This window comes from Rhizobium sp. ARZ01 (genome assembly GCF_014851675.1).
Lineage (GTDB): Bacteria > Pseudomonadota > Alphaproteobacteria > Rhizobiales > Rhizobiaceae > Mycoplana.
The window spans coordinates 2,120,753-2,143,644 of sequence record NZ_JACVAE010000001.1 but is presented as its reverse complement, the minus strand read 5'-3'; the positions used below and the strand labels follow the sequence as shown (position 1 = coordinate 2,143,644).

Here is a 22,892-nt window from a genome sequence, read left to right as displayed (position 1 = left end):
GCTCCTCAGGCTAGTCGAGAAACGGCAGGACTATGAGCGCTTCGGGGTCGAGACCGTGTTTGGCGCAGACCCCCTGCGCCAGTTCGAAGTATCGCTCTGCCTCGTCCAGTTCATTCAGGTCGAGGCACAGCGTTGCTAGGCCATCATAGCACGGAAAGAGCAATTGTGCCTCCGCGCTGTCGCGAACGAGCTCGAGCGCTTCGAGGTAATTTTCGCGCGCCGCCTTCGACGCGCCATGGCATTGCCGGATCTGTCCGAGCACAAGCAGAGGGACCGGCAGGTGGTCGCGCTGGCCGAGCGCCCGGTCGATTGTAATTGCTTCCTCCACCGCCGGCAGCCCTTCCTGCATGCACCTGTCGGTGAAGGTGCAGTAGGCAACGGCGAGATTTGTCAGCAGGCGGGCCTGTTGCCCGAGATCGCCGATCCGCTTTGCCATCTCGTAGCCCCGCTTGCAGACATCGATTGCAAGAGCCGGGTCGATCGTCGTGTAAAGCACACCCAGATTGGTGTAGCCGCGACAGGCGGTGTTCAGGTGATTTGCCGCAAGCGCGACCTCCACGCTGCGTTCCACCATCTGGACGGCTTCGCCGGTCCGATGCAGCCGTGCCAGCGCCACGCCCTTGGTGTTGAATGCCCGGGCGACGGCGAGGGCGATCTGCGCCTTGCCTGCGGCATCTGTCCCTGTCGGAAGATGGTTTGCGCATTCCAGCGCACGCTCGGCCCACCGCACCGCCGTCTCCCAGTCGCCGGTGCGGAAGGCCAGATGACCCTGCCGCTGCATCAGGTGGGCGAGTTCGATCGGCGCATCGATGCCTTCCAGCAGCGCGGCAGCTTGGGTGAAGCAGGCCGTCGCCCTGTCCCGATCCCCGGAATCGAAGGCAAGCTGACCCAGCTTTCGCAGGATGCGCGCAGCGCCGGAGATGTCATCCGCATCCCTGTAGGCCCCATAGAGACCGTCATAACGGTTGCGTGCTTCTTCAACGTGCCCTGTCAGGTAACCCAGATCCGCGTATCTCTCGCTGGGAGCACGCCAGGCATCGCCACCCGCTGCTTCGGCGGCGGAAAGCGCGCGGGCGTAGAGGCGCAACGCGTCCTCATTGGCGTAGGCCTTGCGCGCCAGATCTCCTGCCGTTGTCAGGTATCGGGCGCCTCTGGCCTTGTCGGACGAAGCAGCGAAATGGTGACCGAGTTCGATCAACTGTTCGAGATGCTCCGGCGTGTTTCCGTATCGGTGTTCGAGTGCTTCGCCGACCGCACCGTGCAGTTCCGTGCGGCGGCGCAACAGCAGATTGTCGTAGACGACTTCGTGAAGAAGTTTTTGGCGAAAGGCGTATCGCGGCGCTTGCGTGCGCATGTCCGCCAGTTCCTCGATGATGTCAGCCTCGCAGAGGCGCAAAAGACTGTCATCGATGTCCACGACACCCAACGGCAGGGCTTTCAACAGGGTACTGTCAAAGCGATGGCCAATGACGGATGCAACCTGGGCGAGTCGCCGCGCATCCTGCGGCAGTCGATCGATGCGCGCGAGCATCATGGCCTGGATGCCGAGGGGCGTTTCAGCGTCCGCGGCACCCGAGGACGCCTCCCAGTGATCTCCCTCATGTCGAAGCGCACCGGTCTCGATCAATGTGCGCAGGATCTCCTCCAGGAAAAATGGGTTGCCTTCGGCGCGCGCAATAATGGTGTCCTGAAGGCCGGCGGGGAGCACGTTTGGACCGAACGTGCGGGATAGTATCGCCTCTGCGTCCCCATCCGACAGCAGATCCAGGCGTAGCGTCGTCTGGCTGGCGCGCGCGGAACTCAGCATTTCCGTCTCGAAGCCTGGCCTGTGGGTGACAAGCAGCATTAGCCGGCGGCGTTCCATCCGGTCCATGATGAAGCGGAGTGCTTCGAGGGAGACGCCATCGGCCCAATGAAGATCTTCGATCACTAGAAGCAGGGGCGACTGTTCCATGCGGCGATCGAACAGGGTACGAACCGCGTGAAAGATCTGGCGGCGCAGCTGGTCCGGTTCCAAATGTTTGAGTGCGCTGTCTGGATCGCCGAAACCGAGGACGAACACGAAGAAGGGTTCCAGCCGTTCGATTGTGTCCTCAGTCAAGCCCAGATTTGTCAGCCCCGAGCGCAACAGGGAGCGGGAACGCTCCAGACTGTCCATGCTGTCGATCTGGTAGGCACACCGCAACATGGCTGCAAGCGTGCCGTAGGACGGCTCTCCCAGCGAGGAGCAGGCCGTCTCACGGATCGTGATGCCGGCGAGGTCCGGATCCGCCCGAACGCGGTCGAGGAATGCTTCGACGAGGCGTGTCTTTCCGATCCCGGCATCACCCACGACACGGACCAGCTGGGTGGCGCCCTCACGAATGGCATCGAGGCACCGCAACAGGCTCGCCATTTCGCCGTCGCGGCCGATCATCGGTATCTCGATTCCAAAGGCGTCGAGCCCACGCGCCGTTGGCGGCGCGGCGACCGGTGCCTCGAGCCTGTATACCGGCGTTTCCCCGGCTTTGCCGCGGAGCGGCATAGTGCCTAGGGACGCAAAGGAGAAGGCGTGCTGTGTCAGCCGGCGGGTGAGGGCTCCAACCAGTATCTCACCGGACCCCGCCATTGCTTGCAGACGCTGTGCGGTGTTCACCGTATCCCCGGTAACGGAGTAGGATTTACTGCCGCCTGCGCCGACCGTGCCCGTGACGACAGGGCCGGTATTCACACCGATGTGGATGGTCAGCGGTTGGCCTAGGCTGGCTCGCCAGTGCTCTTCGATCCTTGCCATTCGCTGTTGCATGTCGAGGGCCGCGCAAAGGGCGCGCTCGGGATCCTTCTCGTGGGCCACAGGTGCTCCGAAAAGCGCCAGCAGCGCGTCGCCGATGAACTTGTCGACGTAGCCTCCATGGGTGGCAACGGTCGCGCTGAGCTCCTCGAAGATCTCGTTTTGCAGTGCCAGCAGCATCTCTGGGTCGATGCGCTCGCCGAGCGTCGTGTAGCCGCAGAGATCGGCGAAAAGTACGGTGACGATGCGCCGGTCTGCTTCCGCTTCGGGACGAGGTTCAGGCGATAGCTTGGTGAACGCGACCGAAGCCGGCTGCGGACGACCAGAGCCCTGGTCTGTCGGGATTTGTTTTCGTGTCGTTGAACCGGCGGATCCTGTCAGGCCGGCTCCGCATTTTGGGCAGAAGGCGAAGTCGGGCGGGCAGAAATAGCCGCATGAGCCACAAGCTCTCGGCTGCGGCGTTCCGCACTTCGGACAGAAGGCGAAGCCGCTCTCAACCTCGAAACCGCAGGCGGTGCAGTTCATTCGACATACGCCTCACGAACCCTCTGGATGCGGCTATGTCAAGCGCCGCAACCGGCAGATGGCGGATCATGCGCCCGAAGCCGCGCCATGGCAAATGCGGCATTGCGAACGCGGCCTCTGGAACGGGGGATGCGAGCTTCAGCCGTTCAGAAGCATCTGCATCAGTCCGATGATGCGCCGGTGCTGATGGGCATGGCGGGTGCGTACGTTGACTGCGGCATAGACTGATTGGGAGATTGGATCTGTCCCCGATACACGGTTGACCGCACCGGTGCGCAACAGTCGCCGCGCGTCCGGCTCCATCACAAATGCGGAACCGCCGAGCTTGGTCATGAGGGCGATAATTGCGGTCGTTTCGCCGCTGGCGATCGGCGCTGTGGAAAGGTGCTGGTATGCCTGCCGGTGCAAACGGTCGAACGCGGGGGAATAGACGGCCTGGATATAGTCCTCCGGCCGGACGTCCTCGATCCGCTTCGCCCTGTTGCTCACCATCTCGTAATGCACCTCGCCGATGTGCTCGTAGTGGAGGTCCGGCAGGTAATGCGGCGTAAAGAGGATGGCGAGGTCGAGGTCGCCGGCACCGAGGTCGCGGTTCATCTGGTTGGAGTAGTCGACCTCCAGATAGATCGAGGTGGCCGGCAGTTCCTTACGCACCGCCGCCAGCCAGTCGCCGGCATAGTGGGCGGCAAGGTCGTGCTGCAGGCCGATGCGCATGGAACGCTCGTAGGCGCCGGCCGTCTCTACGGCTCGCGTCGCCTCATGCCATTGATGTTGCAGGGCCTTTGCATGGTCGACGAAGCGCAGGCCGGCGGCCGTCGGCTGCGTGCCGCCTTTGTTGCGCGCGAACAGCTTTCGCGCGAACAGCGCCTCCAGCGCGTTGATGCGGTGGGTGACCGTCGATTGCGTGATGTTCAGCCGCTCCGCCGTACGGTTGAAGTTACGGGTTTCCATGAGATCCAGGAATGTCTCAATCAGGACAATTTGCATGAATGCGCCGTATTTTCTCAATGTTTGCCGAAAGTGTAATCGATAGTGTCGATTAATAAAGCGAATTCCGTCCGCTTGCCGCCCGGCGCTTTGGTTGCCAAAAATCCGGGTCAAAGAAGGGGAGCGAGAATGTCCGGACTGCCAAGCCATACCCGTGTCGTCATCATCGGAGGGGGTGCCGTCGGCGCGTCCGCACTCTATCATCTGGCCAGGGCCGGATGGACGGACTGTGTGCTTCTGGAGAAGAACGAGCTGACGGCCGGCTCGACCTGGCACGCGGCCGGCAACGTGCCGACCTTCTCCTCCTCCTGGTCGATCATGAACATGCAGCGCTACTCGGCCTCGCTCTACCGCGAGCTTGGTGCGCTGGTCGACTATCCCATGAACTACCACGTGACCGGCTCGATCCGCCTCGGACATTCCAAGGAGCGCCTGCAGGAGTTCAAGCGCGTTGTCGGCATGGGACGTTACCAGGGCATGGACCTCGATATCCTGACGCCCGACCAGATCAGGTCGCGCTATCCTTTCGTCGAGGCGCACGATCTGACCGGCGCGCTCTACGACCCCAATGACGGCGACATCGATCCGGCGCAGTTGACGCAGGCGCTGGCGAAGGGCGCGCGCGACATGGGCGCGAGAATCTTCCGTTTCTGTCCGGCGACGGGCGCAAGGCGGGAGAACGAGGAGTGGGTGATCTCGACGCCGCAGGGCGAAATCCGCTGCGAATACGTCGTCAACGCCGCCGGTTACTACGCCCGCGAGGTCGGCAAATGGTTCGGCCGCGACGTGCCGATGATGGTGATGAGCCACCAGTACGTCCTCTTCGAGGAAATCCCGGAACTCGCCGCCTGGTCGAAGGAGGTCGGCCACAAGCTGCCGCTGCTGCGCGACGTCGACAGCTCGTACTACCTGCGCCAGGAAAAGAACGGCATGAACCTCGGGCCGTACGAGAGGAACTGCAAGGCGCATTGGACGACGCCGGACGATCCGATGCCGGACGATTTCTCCTTCCAGCTCTACCCGGACGACCTGGAGCGGCTGGAATGGTACCTGAACGATGCCTGCGAACGCGTGCCGATCCTCGGCACCGCCGGGCTGTCGCGCGTGATCAATGGGCCGATCCCTTATGCACCGGACGGCAATCCGCTGCTCGGGCCGATGCCGGGCGTGCCGAACGCGTTCGAGGCCTGCGTCTTCACCTTCGGCATCTGCCAGGCCGGCGGCGCCGGCAAGGTGCTTGCCGAATGGATTACCGAGGGCGAGACGGAGTGGGACATGTGGTCCTGCGATCCGCGCCGCTATACCAGCTTCGCCGCCGACCAGGACTACTGCATCGCCAAGGGCATGGAGATCTACGGCCACGAATATGCGATGCATTTCCCGAAGCACGCCTGGCCGGCCGGCCGCAACCGCAAGCTTTCGCCGATCCATGACCGCATCAAGGCGCTCGGCGCGCAATTCAAGCCGTATAACGGCTGGGAACGGGCCAACTGGTACGCCAAGCCCGGCGACGACACGTCCGAACAGGCGACGCAGACCTGGAACCGCGAAGGCCCGTGGCGGCCGCGCATCGAGGAGGAATGCCGCGCCGTGCACGAGGCCGCCGGCATCCTCGATCTTCCCGGCTTCTCGCGCTTCCGGGTGAAGGGCGAGGGGGTGACGGCGTGGCTGTCGTCGCTCACCACCGGAAAGCTGCCGAAGCCGGGACGCATCGGTCTTGCCTATTTCGCCGACGACAAGGGCCGGATCGTCACCGAGATGTCGGTGATGATGCTGGACGAGGACTTCTTCTTCCTGATCACCGCGGCGACGGCGCAATGGCACGATTTCGAGTGGCTGAACAAGCACCTGCCTGATGATGCCGCCTTCACGATCGACGACGTCACCGAGAATTTTTCTTGCCAGATCCTGTCCGGTCCCAATTCCCGGGCGATCCTCGCCGAGGTGTCCGACGCCGACCTTTCCAAGGGCTGGCTGACGCACCAGAGTTGCCAGATCGCCGGCCGCTGGTGCCAGCTGGTGCGCGTCTCCTTCGCCGGCGAGCTCGGCTGGGAGATACACACCAAGGTCGAGGACACCGCGGCGATCTTCGATGCCGTCTGGGCGGCCGGCCAGGCGCACGGGCTGAAGCCGTTCGGCATGGAGGCGCTCGACAGCCTGCGCATCGAGAAGGGCTATCGCGCCTGGAAGGGCGACCTTTCGACCGACTACACGATCCTGCAGGGCGGCCTCGAACGCTTCGTCGACTGGGGCAAGGCGGCCTTCAAGGGCAAGGCGGCGCTGGAGCGCGAGAAGCAGCAGGGTGTTTCCAAGCGCTTCGTGCTGCTCACCGTCGAGGCCGGCGACTGCGACGCGCCCTACATGTCGACGCTCTGGCACGGCGGCAAGGTGGTCGGCGAGACCACCTCCGGCAACTGGGGCTACCGCACCGGGAAATCTATCGCGCTCGGGATGCTGCGCGCCGATCTCGCCGAGCCGGGCACCGAAATAGAGGTCGAGATCTACGGCGACCGCTACAAGGCCACCGTCCAGCCGGACGGTCCACTTTACGATCCCAACAATGAAAGACTGCGTGCATGAGTAAGACCATTCCCTCCAAGGCGAGAGCCGTGATCATCGGCGGCGGCGTTTCCGGCTGCTCGGTCGCCTATCACCTGGCAAAACTCGGCTGGACCGACGTGGTGCTGCTCGAACGCAAGCAGTTGACCTGCGGCACAACCTGGCACGCGGCGGGGCTAATCGGCCAGTTGCGCGCCTCGCAGAACATGACGCGGCTGGCGAAGTACTCGGCCGACCTCTACGTGAGGCTCGAGGCCGAGACCGGCATCGGCACCGGTATGCGCCAGAACGGCTCGATGACGGTGGCGCTGACTGACGAGCGCAAGGAGGAAATCTACCGCCAGGCCTCGCTCGCGCGCGCCTTCGACGTCGACGTGCGCGAGATTTCCGTCGACGAGGTGAAGGCGATGTACCCGCACCTCAACACGGCCGACGTCAAGGCCGCCGTACACCTGCCGCTCGACGGCCAGTGCGACCCGGCGAACATCGCGATGGCCTTGGCGAAGGGCGCGCGGCAGAACGGCGCGACGGTTATCGAAGGCGTCAAGGTTACCTCGGTGCTGACGAAGGACGGCCGGGTGACCGGCGTCACCTGCGAGCAGAACGGCGAAACCTTCACCATCGAGACCGAAAACGTCGTCAACGCCGCCGGCATGTGGGGGCGGACGCTCGCCGACATGTCGGGCGTGACGCTGCCGCTGCATGCCTGCGAGCATTTCTACATCGTCACCGAGCCGATCAATGGCCTGAAGCAACTCCCCGTCCTGCGCGTGCCGGACGAATGCACCTACTACAAGGAAGACGCCGGCAAGATGCTGATCGGCGCCTTCGAACTGAAGGCCAAGCCCTGGGGCATGGACGGCATCCGCGACGATTTCTGCTTCGACCAGCTGCCGGAGGATTTCGACCACTTCCAGCCGATCCTGGAGATGGCGATCAACCGCATGCCGATGCTGGAAACGGCCGGCATCCATACCTTCTTCAACGGCCCCGAGAGCTTCACGCCGGATGACCGCTACTACCTCGGCGAGGCCCCGGAACTGAAGGGCTACTGGGTCGCCGCCGGCTACAATTCCATCGGCATCGTCTCCTCCGGCGGCGCCGGCATGGCGCTCGCGCAGTGGATGAACGACGGCGAGCCGCCGTTCGACCTCTGGGAGGTGGATATCCGCCGCGCCCAGCCGTTCCAGAAGAACCGCGCCTATCTGCAGGATCGCGTCTCCGAGACGCTCGGCCTGCTCTACGCCGATCACTACCCCTATCGTCAGATGGCGACGGCCCGCGGCGTGCGCCGTTCGCCGATCCATGAACATCTGAAAGCCCGCGGCGCCGTCTTCGGCGAGGTCGCCGGCTGGGAGCGCGCCAACTGGTTTGCCAGGGAAGGGCAGGAGCGGGAATACCGCTATAGCTGGAAGCGGCAGAACTGGTTCGAGAACCAGAAGGATGAGCATCTGGCGGTGCGCAATGGCGTCGGCCTGTTCGACATGACCTCCTTCGGCAAGATCCGCGTGGAGGGCCGCGACGCGCTCGCCTTCCTGCAAAGGCTCTGCGCCAACCAGATGGACGTCGCCCCCGGCCGCATCGTCTACACCCAGATGCTCAACGAGCGCGGCGGCATCGAGAGCGACCTGACGGTGACGCGCCTTTCGGAGACCGCCTTCTTCCTCGTCGTGCCGGGCGCGACGCTGCAGCGCGACCTTGCCTGGCTTCGAAAACACCTCAAGGGCGAGTTCGTCGTCATCACCGATGTGACGGCGGCCGAGAGCGTGCTCTGCGTCATGGGGCCGAAGGCGCGCCAGCTGATGCAGAAGGTGAGCCCGAACGACTTCTCGAACGCCCACCACCCCTTTGCCACGGCGCGCGAGATCGAGATCGGCATGGGCCTCGCCCGCGCCCACCGCGTCACCTATGTCGGCGAGCTCGGCTGGGAACTCTACGTCTCCACCGACCAGACGGCGCATGTCTTCGAGACACTGGAGGCGGCGGGGGCGGGTGTGGGCCTCAAACTCTGCGGCCTGCATACGCTCGACAGCTGTCGCATCGAGAAGGCTTTTCGCCATTTCGGCCACGACATCACCGACGAGGACCATGTGCTGGAAGCCGGCCTCGGCTTTGCCGTGCGGACGAAGAAGGGCGACTTCATCGGCCGCGAGGCGGTGCTGCGCAAGGAAGATCAGGGCCTGAAACGTCGCATGGTGCAGTTCAGGCTCACCGATCCCGAGCCGCTGCTCTTTCACAACGAGGCGCTGGTGCGCGACGGCAAGATCGTCTCGACCATCACCTCGGGCAATTACGGCCACCATCTCGGCGGTGCGATCGGCATGGGCTATGTGCCATGCGCCGGCGAAAGCGAGGCGGATGTGCTGGCCTCGAACTACGAGATCGAGATCGCCGGTGTGCGGGTGAAGGCGGAAGCTTCGCTCGCGCCCATGTACGATCCGAAGGCGGAGAGGGTACGGGCATGACCAGCCTTGCAGAACGCCACCAGCGCTTCTTCGACCTGCACCAGTCGGGCTGCTTCGTCATCCCGAATCCGTGGGACATGGGATCGGCCCGAATGATGGCAGCGTCGGGCGCCGTGGCGCTCGCCACCACCTCCGCCGGCTTCGCCTTCACGCTCGGCCGGCCCGACATGGGACGGGTGACGCGCGAGGAATCGCTGAAACACGCCGAAGACATCGTGCGTGCGACGTCGCTCCCGGTTTCGGGCGATTTCGAGAACGGTTTTGCCGACGCGCCCGATGAGGTCGCCGAAACGATCCGCCTTGCCGCGGAAGTCGGCCTATCCGGCTGCTCGATCGAAGACATGCAGATGGTCGATGGCAACCCGGCCTATGCGTTCGACCTTTCGGTGGAGCGCATAGGCGCCGCCGCCGATGCTGCCCGCTCGCTTGGCCGTCCGTTCATTCTCTGCGCCCGCGCCGATGGCGTGATGAACGGCGTCTATGACCTCGACGAGGCGATCCACCGCATCCAGGCCTTCGAGAAGGCCGGCGCCGACCTCGTTTATGTGCCGGTGCCGCCCGGTGAGGCGGAACTGAAGCGCGTCGTGCAGTCGGTCGCAAAGCCGGTGAATGCGCTTGCCGCAGGGCCGCTGCGCCAGCTCACGGTGGCTGAGTTTGCCCGGATCGGCGTGCGTCGCATCTCGCTCGGTTCGATGATCGCCCGCGTTACCCATGCGGCGATCGCCGAGCAGATGGAGGCCATCGTCAAGGATGGCAGTTTTGCAAAATTGTCCGCCGCTGCGTCGGGGGACCGGATCAATGACATGCTTGCCGCCGGTGCGGGGGAGACGGATCATGAGTGAACAGGCAGTTTTGTCCCGGCGTTCCGGTGGCCGCGCCGCCCGCGTTGCCATGCGGGCCGCACCCTTGGCGGAAAACATCCGCCCGATCCGGCCTGGCCTGCCGGGCGGCCAGTACAAGCCGCTGACGGAGGCAGGCGTCCGCCGCATCCACGAGGCGGCGCTCGACGCGCTCGAGAATATCGGCCTCGCCAATGCGCCTAAATCCGGCATCGAGATCATGACCGGCGCCGGCGCGATCCTTGGCGAGGACGGCCGTATCCGCTTCCCACGGGCGTTGGTGGAGGACATGCTGGCGATCGCCGCGCGCGGCATTACACTCTATGGGCGTGACCCGAAGTACGACTTGGAACTGTCCGGCACCCGCGTCTACTACGGCACGGCGGGCGCCGCCGTTCACATCGTCGACGTGGAGAAGCGCGACTATCGCGAATCGACGGCGAAGGACCTCTTCAATGCCGCCCAACTCGTCCACCACCTCGATAACATCCATTTCTTCCAGCGGGCGATGGTCTGCCGCGACGTGGCTGACAACTTCCTGATGGACATCAACACGCTCTATGGCTGCTGCGCCGGTACGTCGAAACACGTTGGCACCAGCTTCTCCGATCCTTCGCATGTGGACGGCTGCTTCGATCTTATCCACATGATGGCGGGCGGTGAGGACAAGTGGCGGGCGCGGCCCTTCGTGTCGAACTCCAACTGCTTCGTCGTGCCGCCGATGAAATTCGCCGAGGAAAGCTGCATCACCATGGAGGCCTGCATCCGGGCCGGCATGCCGATCCTGCTGCTTTCGGCAGGGCAGGCCGGTGCAACCGCGCCGGCGCCGCTGGCGACCGCGATCGTGCAGGCGGTCGCGGAGTGCCTGGCGGGCGTCGTCTATGTCAACGCCATGGCGCCCGGCCACCCCGCGATCTTCGGCACCTGGCCGTTCGTTTCGGACCTCAGAACGGGCGCCATGTCCGGCGGTTCGGGCGAACAGGCGCTGCTGACCGCCGGCTGCGCGCAGATGCACCAGTTCTATCGCCTGCCGGGCGGGGCCGCCGCCGGCATTGCCGACTCCAAGCTGCCGGACATGCAGGCCGGCTGGGAGCAGGCGATCTCCAACGTCATGGCCGGGCTTTCCGGCCTCAACATGGTCTACGAGGCTGTTGGCATGCACGCCTCGCTGCTCGGCTTCTGCCTGGAAAGCCTCGTGCTCGGCGATGACCTTTTGGGGCAGGTACAGCGCTGTGTGCGCGGCATCGACGTGACGGAGGATTCCGTATCGCTAGAGACGATGCGCTCTGTCTGCATGGGCGGCCCCGGCCATTATCTCGGCGACCCGCAGACGTTGTCGTTGATGCAGACGGAGTACATCTACCCGGCAGTCGCCGACCGCACGAGCCCGAAGGAATGGGCTGAGATCGGCAAGCCCGACCTTATCGCCAAGGCGATCGAGCGGAAGAACCGGATTCTATCCGAGGCCGGTGGGCCGCTGTTCGACCGGGAGATCGACAAGGCCGTGCGCGAGAAGTTCAAGATCTACTTCTGACGGTGCCGGGCGCGCTCCCCGGCGCGCTCGTACGACGACAGTCCGAACAATCTATCGACTGGCCGCGCGCACCTCGCTCACAGACCATGACCACTGTGGATCCGTGAGTGGCCTCAGGTCGCTCCGAGGGAACACTGCAAAGGTGGAAAACGGTTCGGATTGCCCGGGCAGGACGCGCATGATGATCAATGCGGTGTCAGCGCCGACAGGTGCGCAGACGCCATTGGGGCAGTTTGCGAGATCGACAGTCAACCGAAACGACTGGATTGTGATCTCGGCATTGTTGGTTATGACGCCGGTCACCCGATAGCTTGTGACCGGCTGGCCGGCAGCGAACTGCATCTGCGAGAGCGTGACGTCTTCCGGAGTAAGGGGGGAATTCGGTTGCGTCGGCTCAGGCACCGCGGTGCGGCTGTCAGTGAGCCAAAGCAGAAGCGCGACCGCAAAACCGATCGCCACGACAATGGTGAGGACGGGCTCCACCCAGCTTTCAAAACGCTTATAGCGCAAGGCGAGATAGAGTATGGCGACTGCAACGACAGCAAATGCCCAGATCATCAGGGTCCTCCTGATGTCCATATAGCGCATAACCTTTTGAAGCGGAATCGATTTGAGGAAGGATTGCGCGCAAATTCAAAGCGTTACAGCGCGCTTGCTGGAGCATTGACCAGTCGGCTTAGCGGTCAGCGGTCGTCCGCCGGCAGGGCCGTCATGGGTGGAAACGGCAGGACCTCGAGAGGAGGGAAAGCTGCCGGCCGTTGCTGCCAAGTCTTCATCCGTGTCTCCTGGTTGCATTTTGGTGTGAGTACATCTAATGGTTTTAGATGTATCCCTCCTGCAATGCACGGTGGGGAGAGATGACGGGCGCGACCAGAATTTTCTGCTTGTCTGTGATCGTGTGCGGCCTGTCCGGCTGCGGGGAAACGGCGGCCGGCTGGCAGCATCGCTACGGCCCGCAGCCAATGCTGTCGGAAACCGCGATCAGCAGCTCGGTGAACAGTCAACAGGTGATCATGAACAAACTGCGCGAGATCGCGTTCGAAGGTGCCGGCGCGACACCGATGGACAACCCGTACTATCTGACGATGCTCGCGGGTTTCAACTACATCGACGAGCAGTGCGACGCGTATCTGCGCGAACTTTTCGTCCTAGATCAGGAACGCGACCGCCTCAAGAAGGGTATCGACTCGGCAGGATTGCTCACCAATCTCGGGCTGGCGGCCTCGAGCGTTTCGAAAAACACGATGGCAATCGCCACACAGGCCTTCGGCCTGACGAGCCAGTATGCCGACACCGTAGCCAACAGCTATCTCTATGGTGCGGATTCCGGCACTATCTTCGGCGTCGTTAGCAAGTTGCAGGCTGCCTATCGTGATCAGGCCGAGGCGGACAAACTACGGATAAACTCGACCCCGATCGCCTATGCCCGCATTCGTGGCTATCTGCAACTATGCATGCCGCCCACCATCGAAAGCAAGATCGATGAGGCGTTGGCGTCGGGTAAAGGCGTTGCCGGAGCGGAGGCGACGGGGGAGAAGGGCGGCTCGGGCACGGCCATGCAGACAAGGCTGATCCCGGGTGCGGGTCTTTAGAGCGCGTCCGAAACGCGCGGGCCACGCAAAAAGCGTCGCCAAGCGATTGCAGGACGCGAAATGAACAGGCCCCGCTTCCGGCGAACGGAAACGGGGCCTACGTTCTCTCAACACCCAGGCGATCAGCCGTGGTTGATCATGACGTGGCGGACGACGGTGTAGTCTTCCAGCGCATAGATCGACATGTCCTTGCCGTAGCCGGACTGCTTGACGCCGCCGTGTGGCATCTCGTTACAGAGCATGAAGTGGGTGTTGATCCAGGTGCAGCCGTACTGCAGGCGGGTAGCCGCCCGCATCGCCTTGGAGATGTCTTTGGTCCAGACGGAGGAGGCGAGGCCGTAGTCGCTGTCGTTTGCCCAGGCCAGCACTTGCTCCTCACCCGAGAAGGGGGTGACGGAGACGACCGGGCCGAACACCTCGCGCCGGACGATCTCGTCGTTCTGGGTGGCACCCGCGACGACGGTGGGCTGGAAGAAGAAGCCCTGATCGCTGCCGGGACGGCCGCCGGTAGTGATTTCGATGTGCTTCACGTCGGCCGCGCGCTCGACGAAGCTTGCGACGCGATCGCGCTGGCGCTTGGAGATCAGCGGACCGATTTCGTTCTCGGCGTCGTCGGCCTGGTTGAAGCGGATCGTCGAGACGGCGGATGAAAGGTCGGCGACGAATTTCTCGTAGATGCCTTTCTCCGCATAGATGCGGCAGGCTGCTGTGCAGTCCTGCCCGGCGTTGTAGTAGCCGAAGGCGCGGATGCCGTTGACGACGGCCTCGAGGTCGGCGTCGTTGTAGACGATGACGGGGGCCTTTCCGCCAAGTTCCAGGTGCGTGCGCTTCACCGTCTTTGAGGCAGCGGCGAGTACCTTCTTGCCGGTTGCGACGTCACCGGTGATCGAAACCATGTTGATCTTCGGATGATTGATCAGCGCGTTTCCGACGGTCTCGCCACGGCCGAGCACGATGTTGACGACGCCCTCCGGCAGGATGTCGGACAATAGCTTTGCCATCTTCAACGCCGTCAGCGGCGTCTGCTCGGATGGCTTGAAGACGACGGTGTTGCCACCGGCAATCGCCGGCGCCAGCTTCCACGCCATCATCATCAGTGGGTAGTTCCACGGCGCGATCGAGCCGACGATGCCGACCGGATCGCGGCGGATCATCGAGGTGTGGCCCGGCAGGTATTCGCCCGCGACGGTCGCGTGCATCGAGCGAACGGCGCCGGCGAAGAAGCGCCAGCAATCGACGATTGCCGGAATCTCGTCATTGCGAACGGCGTTGATCGGCTTGCCGCAGTTCAGCGCTTCCAGGGCAGCGAAGCCGTCCGCATCGCGCTCGATCGCATCGGCAATCTTCAGCAGGTAGCCGGAACGCTCGCCGGGCGTCGTCATCGACCAGGATACGAAGGCTTTTTCCGCTGCGTCGACGGCGGCGTCGATCTGCGCATGCGAGGCTTCCGGCAGGTCGATCACGGTTGCGCCAGTCTTGGGGTTGAGGATGTGCTCTTCGATTTCGGTGCCGGTCTCGAAGCGCGAGCCGATCAGCATCTGTGTGTCCATCACATGGTCTCCCATTGTCTGTCGTTGTTCTATTTGCCGGCACCGGCGATCTGGTCGCCTTCGCGGGTGAGGTAGTAGGCGGCGAGGATCGGCAGGAAGGTGACGAGCACCACCACCATGGCGACGACGTTGGTCACCGGCCGCTGGCGCGGGCGCACCAGTTCTTCCAGCATCCAGATCGGTAGCGTCTGCTGCTGGCCGGCGGTAAACGTCGTCACGATCACCTCATCGAAGGAAAGGGCGAAGGCGAGCATCCCGCCTGCCAGAAGTGCGGTGCCGATATTGGGCAGGATCACGTAGCGGAACGTCTGGAAGCCGTCGGCGCCGAGGTCCATCGAGGCCTCGATCAGCGACCCGGAGATGCGGCGGAAGCGAGCCACCGCATTATTGTAGACGACGACGACGCAGAAGGTCGCGTGGCCGAGCACGATCGTCCAGAACGAGAAGGGAATGTCGGCAAACGAGAAGGCGGAGCGCAGCGCGATGCCGGTGATGATGCCGGGAAGCGCAATCGGCAGGATGACGAGAAGCGAGATCGTCTCACGGCCGAAGAAGCGGGTCTGGCTGACGGCTGCGGCACAGAGCGTGCCGAGCACCAGCGCGACAGCCGTGGCAATCGCGGCCACCCGAACAGAGAGCCCCAGTGCTTGCCAGACATCCGGCCGGTTCCAGGCTACGGCGAACCAGTCGAGCGTCAGGCCCGGCGGCGGGAACTGGTAGCTCTTTTCCTCGGTCGTGAAGGCGTAGAGGAAGATCAGCAGGATCGGGACATGCATGAACAGGAGGCCTGCTGCTGCAGCGATCTTAAGGCTCAGGGGAGCGGAGGAACGGTCAGAGCGCATCGAAGGCTCCCTGTTTCTTGGCCATCCAGAGATAGAGGCCCATGATGACGATCGGAACGACGGTGAAGGCGGCGGCGAGCGGAATGTTGCCGGCCGTGCCCTGCTGGGCATAGACCGCCTGACCGATGAAGAGGCGCGACGAGCCGATGATCTGCGGGATGATGTAGTCGCCGAGCGTCAACGAGAAGGTGAAGATCGAGCCGGCGATGATGCCAGGCAGCGCCAGCGGGAACAGCACGTAACGGAACGTCTGCGCCGGATTGCCACCGAGATCGGCCGAGGCCTCGATCAGGTTGCCGGGTACGCGCTCCAGTGCTGCCTGGATCGGCAGGATCATGAACGGCATCCAGACGTAGATGAAGACGATGAAGGTGCCGGTATAGCTGATCGACAGCGAATTGCCGCCGACGATCGGCAGCGCCAGCCAGGCATCGAGCAGCCAGGTCAGGTGCAGCTTGGCGAAGAGCCAGTTGAGGATGCCTTCCTTGGCGAGGATCAGCTTCCAGGCGTAGACCTTGACGAGATAGCTCGACCAGAGCGGCAGCATGACGCCGAGGTAGAACAGCGCCTTCCATTTGCCGCGCGCATAGCGGGCGGCATAGTAGGCGATCGGAAAAGCGATCAGAGCCGATGCGAGTGTCACCATTGCTGCCATGGTGATGGTACGCAGGATGATGTCGAAGTTCGCCGGGATCAGCAGTTGCCGGTAGGTGTCGAGTGTGAACTCGTAGTTGATCAGCCCGGAGAACTCGTCGATCGAGAAGAAACTCTGTAGGAGCAGGGCGAACAGTGAGCCGAGATAGATGATGCCGAGCCACAGAAGCGGTGGCGCGAGCATCACAAAGAGCAGGATCTTCGGATTGCGCCAGAAGAAATCCGACAGACGCCCGAATGTGCTCGTTCGGCGGGCAAGGATAGTGGATTCGGCGATCGCGCTCATGCTGCGTCGTCCATCAGGTGCAGGTCTTCGGCGGCGAAGGACAGCGTGACGCCGGATCCGTGTGAGGGAACGTCGATCGAGGCGGGGATCATCGCGGCAACGCGGCTGCCCGCTGCATCGACGGTGATGCGGTTCGCGGCGCCGAGGAAGCTGGTGGCAACGACGGTGCCGGCAAAATGCTTGTGGTCCGTAGTACCATTGCCGAGCGTCAGCGCCTCCGGGCGAAGGCTGGCGTAGCGGGCGGGATAGCCGAGGCTCTGTACGAAATCCGGCGCCAGCACGTTCGACGAACCTACGAAATCGGCGACAAAGCGGGTCTGCGGGCGCTTGTAGACGTCTTCCGGCGTGCCGAGCTGCTGGATCTTGCCGTCGTTGAAAACGGCGATACGGTCGGCCATCGACAGCGCTTCGCCCTGGTCGTGCGTGACGAAGACGAAGGTGATACCAAGCGATTTTTGCAGCACCTTCAACTCTTCCTGCATCTGTTCGCGAAGCTTCAGATCGAGCGCACCGAGCGGCTCGTCGAGGAGCAGAACGCGCGGGCGGTTAACCAGCGCGCGGGCGAGCGCGACGCGCTGGCGCTGGCCGCCTGAAAGCTGGCCGGGCCGGCGTGTGCCGTAGCCGGGCAGCTTGACCATGGCGAGCGCGTTTTCCGCCGCCTTGAGCCGTTCCTCCTTGGAAACACCCTTGACCATCAGGCCGTAGGCGACGTTCTCGAGGATCGAAAGGTGCGGGAAGAGCGCATAATCCTGAAAGACGGTGTTGACGTTGCGCCGATAGGGCGGAACGCCCTCGGCCGTTTCCCCGAAGATCTCGATATGGCCTCCGGTCGGCTGCTCGAAGCCGGCCATCAGCCGCAGGCAGGTGGTCTTGCCAGAGCCCGAAGGGCCGAGCATGGCGAAGAATTCGCCCTCGGCGATTGCGAGGTCCAAGCTGTCGACGGCGCGCACGGCACCGAAATAGCGGGAGACATTCTCGAACAGGACGGCGGTCATGGGAACTCCAGTCTTTCGTTACTTGCCGGTGGGCCGCTTGCTCGTCGCTCCTCATCCGGCCTGCCGGCCACATTCTCCCCGCAAGCGGGGCGAAGGAGGGTGCCGTGCTCTCTCGTTCCCTCGCCCCGCTTGCGGGGAGAGGGCTAGGGTGAGGGGTAATTCTCGTTGTTCAGCGAGGGAAACCCCTCGGGGCGCTCCATACCCTCCCCTTGAGGGGGAGGGTCGGACCACAGGTCCGGGGTGGGGTAATCCCACGAAGCGTGTGCGACGTTTCACCCCCACCCGCCGCTTCGCGGCGACCTCCCCCCTCAAGGGGGAGGTAGTGAGTCAGCGTCCGCCGATCACGCCGATATAGTCGGAAACCCAGCGGTGATAGGGCACGCACTCGCCCTGGGTTTCGCACCGCGAGGTCGGCGTCTTCCAGAAACTGATCTTGTCGAAGTTCTCGAAGCCATTCGTCTTGCAGCCTTCGTCGGTCAGCAGAGCATTGCCCTTGCAGGCTGCAGGGACCGACGGCACGGCGCCGAACCAGGCAGCGGCGTCACCCTGCACTTTCGGCGAGAGCGAATGCTCCATCCACATGTAGGCGCAGTTCGGATGCTCGCTGTCGGCATGCAGCATCGTGGTATCCGACCAGCCCGTTACCCCTTCCTCCGGGAAGGTGGAGGCGATCGGCTGCTTTTCCGCCTGCATCAGGTTGACCTGGAATGGCCAGGATCCAGAGGCGACGACGCCTTCGTTCTTGAAGTCGTCGATCTGGATCATGGCGTCGTGCCAGTAGCGGCCGACGAGCGTGCGCTGGACGCGCAGCAGGTCGAGCGCTGCCTTGTACTGCTCTTCGTTGAGTTCGTAGGGATCCTTGATGCCGAGATCGGGCTTGTGGGCCATCAGATACAGGGCGGCGTCGGCGACGTGGATCGGGCCGTCATAGGCCTGCACGCGGCCCTTGTTCGACTTGCTGTCCGGCAGCGTCATTTCCTCGAACACGACATTCCAGCTCTTCGGCGCTTCGCCCTTGAAGGCTTCGGTGTTGTACATCAGTACGTTAGGGCCCCAGAGATAAGGCGTGCCGTAGTGAACGCCCTTGGCCGTGTTCCACGGCGCGCTCTGCAGGCGCTCATCGACGGTCTTCCAGCTCGGGATCAGGTCAGTATTGATCGGCTGGACGCGTTTGCCGGCAATCAGACGAAGCGAGGCGTCGCCCGAGGCGGTGACGAGGTCGAAGCCGCCCTCGTTCATCAATGCCACCATTTCGTCAGAGGTGGCGGCGGTTTTGACGGAAACCTTGCAGCCGGTCTTCTTCTCGAATTCGGTGACCCAGTCGTAGTTCTTGTCAGTCTCGCCGCGCTCGATATAGCCGGCCCAGGCAACGATCGAGACTTCGCCTTCACCTGCGCCGAGTTCCTTCAGCGGCTCCTGGGCGACGGCTGCGGTCGTGAAGGCAAAGGAAAGGGTCAACGCGGTGCAGCAATGCAGAAAGCGCTTCATATTAGTCTCCCGGTTTGTCCGCTTGATGTGCGGTATTGTTCCCAAGAGTAAGGTGCCCCCTTTTTGCCGCTTTCGCAAATTCATTAAACAGAAAGTTGTTATCGGAAATTCCGAATTCACGGCCCGTAATTCGGGTAGGGACGCGCTCCGCTCCGCCATGTGCGGACATTGCCGCGCATCAACTTAGGACTTCAGCTCAACCGTTACTTTATTGACGGTCCCGTTGAACTTGAACGGTACCTTGTAGTCGGCGTCATCGACGCCGGTGCGTGTATCGATGCCAACATCAAACGTCTCATCCCACGGCATGAGGAACGGGATGGTGTGCGCGATTTTCTGCTCGGCAACCTCCTTGCCATCCACCTTCAGCACGCCCGTACCGCCTTTGCCAAACCCGCCTCCATCGGACACGAAGTCGAAGGTGAGGGTGTGCTTGCCTGCAGCGAGTGCATCCTTCCCCTCCCAACGATGCCGTTCAAGGTCGAGGACGTTGTAGAGGAATACCGGCTTGCCCTTGAGCACATACAGCCCGAAGCCGCCGAACTTGCCGCCTTCCGTGACGAGCATGCCGTCGCTGCCCTCTGCGACCTCAATGTCCGCCGTGATCGTCCACGACTTGTTGAGGATGTTGGGCGCGTCGCTGGTCGGGATTCCCTGGATCACGCCCGCGTATGTGAAGAGGCTGCGCCCGGCCGTGGCGCTCGGCCGCGCGGCCAGGGTTCGCCCAAGCACATCGTTGTCCAGCGGGAACACCTGGTATTTGGCAGCCTCGACCAGGAACAATTCCTGCAGCTCGCGCAGCTTGTCCGGGTTGTCCTTGGCAACATCGTTGGCCTGCGAGTAATCCTTGGCCAGGTCGTACAGCTCCCAATTGTAGCCGTTGACGACGTCCGGCATCTTTTCGAGACCCATCAGCCAGGGCGCGGCCGGCGGCGTGGTACAGGCATACCAGCCGTCATGGTAGATGCCGCGGTTTCCGAACATCTCGAAATACTGGGTCCTGCGTGTCGAGGGCGCGTTGGCATTGGCCTTGTCCCAGGTATACGACATGCTTACGCCTTCGATCGGCTTCTGCGCCACACCATTCACCATCTCCGGCGCAGGAATTCCCGTCGCTTCGAGAATGGTCGGCACGATGTCGATCATGTGGTGGAACTGGCTACGGATACCGCCCGCATCCTTGATCCGCGCCGGCCAGGCCATGGCCATGCCCTGGCGCGTGCCGCCGAAATGCGAGGCAACCTGCTTGGTCCATTTGAACGGCGTGTCGAATGCCCATGACCAGGCCACCGACATGTGCGGGTAGGTCTGGTCCGACCCCCAGGCATCATAGAATTTGAGTTGGTCCTTCACCGGCACGGTGAGGCCCTGGATAGAGATCAGCTCGCTGGGCGTCCCGAGCGTGCTGCCCTCTGCGCTCGTGCCGTTGTCGCCCTCGATGTAGATGATCAAGGTGTTGTCGAGCTTGCCCATGTCTTCCACGGCCTGGATGACACGCCCGATCTCGTAATCAGAATAGGCGACGTAGGCGGCGAAGATTTCGGCCTGATGGGCGAACAGCTTCTTGCTGTCGGCATCGAGCGTGTCCCACTTGGGCAGGCTGTCTGGCCAAGGGGTAAGCTGGGTGTCCTGCGGGATCACGCCGAGCTGCTTCTGGTTGGTGAAGATCTGGTCGCGCATCGCGTTCCAGCCCATGTCGAACTTGCCCTTGAACTTCTCGATCCATTCGGGCGTGGGGTGGTGCGGCGCATGCGTTGCGCCGGGCACGTAATAGACGAAGAACGGCTTGTCCGGTGCGGTTGCGTTGAGCTGCCTGATGTGGTCGATCGCCTTGTCGGCCTCGTCGGTGATCAGGTTGTAGTCCGGCTTTCCCACCCAAGGGAAAATCTGCGACGTGTTTTCGAACAGGAAGGGCTGCCACTGGTTGGTGTCGCCGCCCATGAAACCATAGAAGTAGTCGAAGCCCATGCCGGACGGCCATTGGCTGAACGGTCCCGCCGCGCTGTATTGGAAGGCGGGGGTATTGTGGTTCTTGCCGAACCAGGACGTGGCGTAGCCGTTCTGCTTCAAGATCTCACCAATGGTGGCGTTCTCGATACCCATGATGGAATCGTACCCCGGAAAGCCGGTGGCCTGCTCCGAGACCACGCCGAAGCCGGTGGAGTGGTGATTGCGCCCGGTGATTAGCGCGGCGCGCGACGGCGAGCAGAGCGCGGTGGAGTGAAACTGCGTATAGCGGAGCCCCATCTGCGCGACTCTCTCCAGAGCCGGTGTCGGGATGACGCCGCCAAAGGTGCCGGAAACGCCGTAGCCTGCATCGTCGGTCATGATCAGAAGAATATTGGGTGCCCCCTTGGGCGGCACGATCTGTGGCGGCCAAAAGGTCTTGGAATCCTTGGCGTCGAGACCGATCTGACCGCCGAAGGCGGGCGGCGGATTGGGCAAGAATCGACCGTCGACCGTCGTCGTGGCGCTCGGCGACCCTGGAGTGCCGGTGGTCTGCTGAGCGGGCGCCGCAGCTACGCTGGACAGAAAGGCTGTGACGGAAAAGGCTGCCAAACGAGCAAGTATCGAACAAACGCGATGCATGACCTCACCTCGCTCTGGTGTGCCGGCCGCGCCTGTCAACCGGTCGGTCCGGGTTGCATGCTGAGGATCGCAATCATCTGATGTGTTAGCGTCACGTGCAAGCGCTTTCGCTCGATTCTCGCGTAAAGCGGTTGCCGGCACACCACGTCGGGCCGGCGGCCATCAGCGGCGCATCATCCGCTACCGTCCCCTTCCGCTTCTCAGCGCCTCTGCCACGCCGACGAAGTCGCGGGCCGATTGCGGCAGGCTGGAGCCCTTGCGCCAGACCATGCCGACCTGCACCACCGGCAGGGCGCCGGAGACGTCGCGGCTTTCGATGCGGTCACCTTCCAGCGACCAGGGGCGGTAGACGAGATCGGGCAGGAGAGCGATGCCTGCGCCGGTCGCGACGAGGCTGCGCACGGCTTCCACCGAGCGAGTGCGGAAGGCGACGTGCGGACGGGCGCCGAGGGCCGACAGCAACTTTCCGGTGTTCTCCTCGATTTCGTCCACCGTCAGCATGATCAGCGGCTCCCTGGCGATGTCGCTGATCGAGATTATCTCGGCCGAGACGAGCGGGTGGCCGAGCGGCAGCCAGAGGCGGTAGGGGGAGGTTTCGATGATCTCCGCCTGTAGGGCCATGCGGTCGCGCAGGTTCGAGATGACCATGACGGCAACGTCCAGTTCGCCGCCGATCAGCAGGTGTTCGAGATAGGAGCCGTTGTCCTCGATGGCGCTGACCTCAACGCCGGGGAAGGCGCGGCGATAGCGCGCGAGCAGGTCGGACAGCACGTAGCCTGCGACGAGCGAGGTGACGCCGAGGTTGAGCTGGCCCTTTTCCGTTGTCCGGTTGTCGGAGAAGGAGCGGCGGGCATCCGAGACCCCCGCCAGGATCTTCGTCGCGTGGCGCAGGAACTGGTGGCCGTTGTGCGTTGTGGTCAGTCCGCGCGGGTGACGCTCGAAAAGCTCGACGCCCAGATCATTCTCCAGCTCCTTCACGGCTTCGGTGATCGAGGATTGCGAGATGGAAAGGATCTGCGCCGCCCGTGTGACGGACCCCTGTTCGGCGACGGCGACGAAATACTGCAACTGTCTGAGTGTAAAGGCCATGGTGGCAGTAAATATGCGTGCAAGGAGAGACGCAAGCCGCCTTGGTCAACACCCGCGACGGCTGGCCGCATGAGAATATTCTTGATTATTTATCTCATGATATGCATAGGAGCGGTAGACGTTCCACA

Annotated in this window: 15 protein-coding genes; 5 read left to right on the top strand and 10 right to left on the bottom strand. The window is 63.2% G+C overall.

Annotated features, from left to right (window positions below):
• Positions 1 to 10: 10 nt before the first annotated feature.
• Both IB238_RS10285 and IB238_RS10280 read right to left on the bottom strand, forming a co-directional pair.
• Positions 11 to 3,295 carry an adenylate/guanylate cyclase domain-containing protein gene (locus IB238_RS10285; RefSeq protein WP_192245886.1) on the bottom strand — a complete coding sequence of 1,095 codons (3,285 nt, stop codon included), beginning with the start codon at positions 3,293 to 3,295 and terminating at the stop codon, positions 11 to 13.
• Between the two features lie 138 nt (positions 3,296 to 3,433).
• Positions 3,434 to 4,282 (bottom strand): LysR family transcriptional regulator, encoded by an 849-nt coding sequence (locus IB238_RS10280; protein WP_192245884.1) that lies wholly within the window; start codon positions 4,280 to 4,282, stop codon positions 3,434 to 3,436.
• A gap of 129 nt (positions 4,283 to 4,411) precedes the next feature.
• On the opposite strand from IB238_RS10280, the gene IB238_RS10275 reads away from it, so the two are divergent.
• From IB238_RS10275 to IB238_RS10260, 4 genes are read left to right on the top strand one after another with little or no spacing between them, the layout of a single operon-like run.
• Entirely contained in the window at positions 4,412 to 6,862 is a 2,451-nt protein-coding gene (locus IB238_RS10275) for an FAD-dependent oxidoreductase (protein WP_192245882.1), read from the top strand.
• On the top strand, positions 6,859 to 9,306 hold the full coding sequence (locus IB238_RS10270; protein WP_192245880.1) for an FAD-dependent oxidoreductase: 2,448 nt from the start codon (positions 6,859 to 6,861) through the stop codon (positions 9,304 to 9,306). Before IB238_RS10275 ends, IB238_RS10270 begins: the two co-directional genes overlap by 4 nt.
• Positions 9,303 to 10,148, top strand: coding sequence for an isocitrate lyase/phosphoenolpyruvate mutase family protein (locus tag IB238_RS10265; protein WP_192245877.1), 846 nt, complete (start codon positions 9,303 to 9,305; stop codon positions 10,146 to 10,148). Before IB238_RS10270 ends, IB238_RS10265 begins: the two co-directional genes overlap by 4 nt.
• Complete coding sequence (locus IB238_RS10260; RefSeq protein WP_192245876.1) at positions 10,141 to 11,679, top strand: trimethylamine methyltransferase family protein; 1,539 nt, start codon at positions 10,141 to 10,143, stop codon at positions 11,677 to 11,679. The genes IB238_RS10265 and IB238_RS10260 overlap by 8 nt, the downstream gene beginning before the upstream one ends.
• Positions 11,680 to 11,730: 51 nt before the next feature.
• On the opposite strand, the gene IB238_RS10255 is transcribed toward IB238_RS10260, so the two are convergent.
• Complete coding sequence (locus tag IB238_RS10255; RefSeq protein ID WP_192245874.1) at positions 11,731 to 12,237, bottom strand: hypothetical protein; 507 nt, start codon at positions 12,235 to 12,237, stop codon at positions 11,731 to 11,733.
• Positions 12,238 to 12,563: 326 nt separating this feature from the next.
• On the opposite strand from IB238_RS10255, the gene IB238_RS10250 reads away from it, so the two are divergent.
• The gene (locus IB238_RS10250; protein WP_192245872.1) at positions 12,564 to 13,271 is read left to right on the top strand and encodes a hypothetical protein; all 708 of its coding nucleotides are present in this window, start codon (positions 12,564 to 12,566) and stop codon (positions 13,269 to 13,271) included.
• A gap of 122 nt (positions 13,272 to 13,393) precedes the next feature.
• Here the strand turns inward: IB238_RS10250 and IB238_RS10245 are convergent, their stop codons facing one another.
• The 7 genes from IB238_RS10245 to IB238_RS10215 form a co-directional block, all read right to left on the bottom strand.
• The gene (locus IB238_RS10245; RefSeq protein ID WP_192245870.1) at positions 13,394 to 14,821 is read right to left on the bottom strand and encodes a gamma-aminobutyraldehyde dehydrogenase; all 1,428 of its coding nucleotides are present in this window, start codon (positions 14,819 to 14,821) and stop codon (positions 13,394 to 13,396) included.
• A 29-nt stretch (positions 14,822 to 14,850) separates the two neighbouring features.
• Positions 14,851 to 15,663 carry an ABC transporter permease gene (locus IB238_RS10240; RefSeq protein ID WP_192245868.1) on the bottom strand — a complete coding sequence of 271 codons (813 nt, stop codon included), beginning with the start codon at positions 15,661 to 15,663 and terminating at the stop codon, positions 14,851 to 14,853.
• Entirely contained in the window at positions 15,653 to 16,603 is a 951-nt protein-coding gene (locus tag IB238_RS10235) for an ABC transporter permease (RefSeq protein ID WP_192245866.1), read from the bottom strand. Before IB238_RS10235 ends, IB238_RS10240 begins: the two co-directional genes overlap by 11 nt.
• Complete coding sequence (locus IB238_RS10230) at positions 16,600 to 17,598, bottom strand: ABC transporter ATP-binding protein (RefSeq protein WP_192245864.1); 999 nt, start codon at positions 17,596 to 17,598, stop codon at positions 16,600 to 16,602. The genes IB238_RS10235 and IB238_RS10230 overlap by 4 nt, the downstream gene beginning before the upstream one ends.
• 327 nt (positions 17,599 to 17,925) lie before the next feature.
• Positions 17,926 to 19,086 (bottom strand): ABC transporter substrate-binding protein, encoded by a 1,161-nt coding sequence (locus IB238_RS10225; RefSeq protein WP_192245862.1) that lies wholly within the window; start codon positions 19,084 to 19,086, stop codon positions 17,926 to 17,928.
• Positions 19,087 to 19,269: 183 nt separating this feature from the next.
• Positions 19,270 to 21,675 (bottom strand): arylsulfatase, encoded by a 2,406-nt coding sequence (locus tag IB238_RS10220; protein ID WP_192245860.1) that lies wholly within the window; start codon positions 21,673 to 21,675, stop codon positions 19,270 to 19,272.
• 180 nt (positions 21,676 to 21,855) lie between these two features.
• On the bottom strand, positions 21,856 to 22,764 hold the full coding sequence (locus IB238_RS10215; protein ID WP_192245858.1) for a LysR family transcriptional regulator: 909 nt from the start codon (positions 22,762 to 22,764) through the stop codon (positions 21,856 to 21,858).
• Positions 22,765 to 22,892: the final 128 nt, after the last annotated feature.

Coding starts and splice junctions, on each gene's coding strand:
- IB238_RS10285 (WP_192245886.1), bottom strand. CDS start 3,295: ATGAACTGCACCGCCTGCGGTTTCGAGGTTGAGAGCGGCTTCGCCTTC.
- IB238_RS10280 (WP_192245884.1), bottom strand. CDS start 4,282: ATGCAAATTGTCCTGATTGAGACATTCCTGGATCTCATGGAAACCCGT.
- IB238_RS10275 (WP_192245882.1), top strand. CDS start 4,412: ATGTCCGGACTGCCAAGCCATACCCGTGTCGTCATCATCGGAGGGGGT.
- IB238_RS10270 (WP_192245880.1), top strand. CDS start 6,859: ATGAGTAAGACCATTCCCTCCAAGGCGAGAGCCGTGATCATCGGCGGC.
- IB238_RS10265 (WP_192245877.1), top strand. CDS start 9,303: ATGACCAGCCTTGCAGAACGCCACCAGCGCTTCTTCGACCTGCACCAG.
- IB238_RS10260 (WP_192245876.1), top strand. CDS start 10,141: ATGAGTGAACAGGCAGTTTTGTCCCGGCGTTCCGGTGGCCGCGCCGCC.
- IB238_RS10255 (WP_192245874.1), bottom strand. CDS start 12,237: ATGATCTGGGCATTTGCTGTCGTTGCAGTCGCCATACTCTATCTCGCC.
- IB238_RS10245 (WP_192245870.1), bottom strand. CDS start 14,821: ATGGACACACAGATGCTGATCGGCTCGCGCTTCGAGACCGGCACCGAA.
- IB238_RS10240 (WP_192245868.1), bottom strand. CDS start 15,663: ATGCGCTCTGACCGTTCCTCCGCTCCCCTGAGCCTTAAGATCGCTGCA.
- IB238_RS10235 (WP_192245866.1), bottom strand. CDS start 16,603: ATGAGCGCGATCGCCGAATCCACTATCCTTGCCCGCCGAACGAGCACA.
- IB238_RS10230 (WP_192245864.1), bottom strand. CDS start 17,598: ATGACCGCCGTCCTGTTCGAGAATGTCTCCCGCTATTTCGGTGCCGTG.
- IB238_RS10225 (WP_192245862.1), bottom strand. CDS start 19,086: ATGAAGCGCTTTCTGCATTGCTGCACCGCGTTGACCCTTTCCTTTGCC.
- IB238_RS10220 (WP_192245860.1), bottom strand. CDS start 21,675: ATGCATCGCGTTTGTTCGATACTTGCTCGTTTGGCAGCCTTTTCCGTC.
- IB238_RS10215 (WP_192245858.1), bottom strand. CDS start 22,764: ATGGCCTTTACACTCAGACAGTTGCAGTATTTCGTCGCCGTCGCCGAA.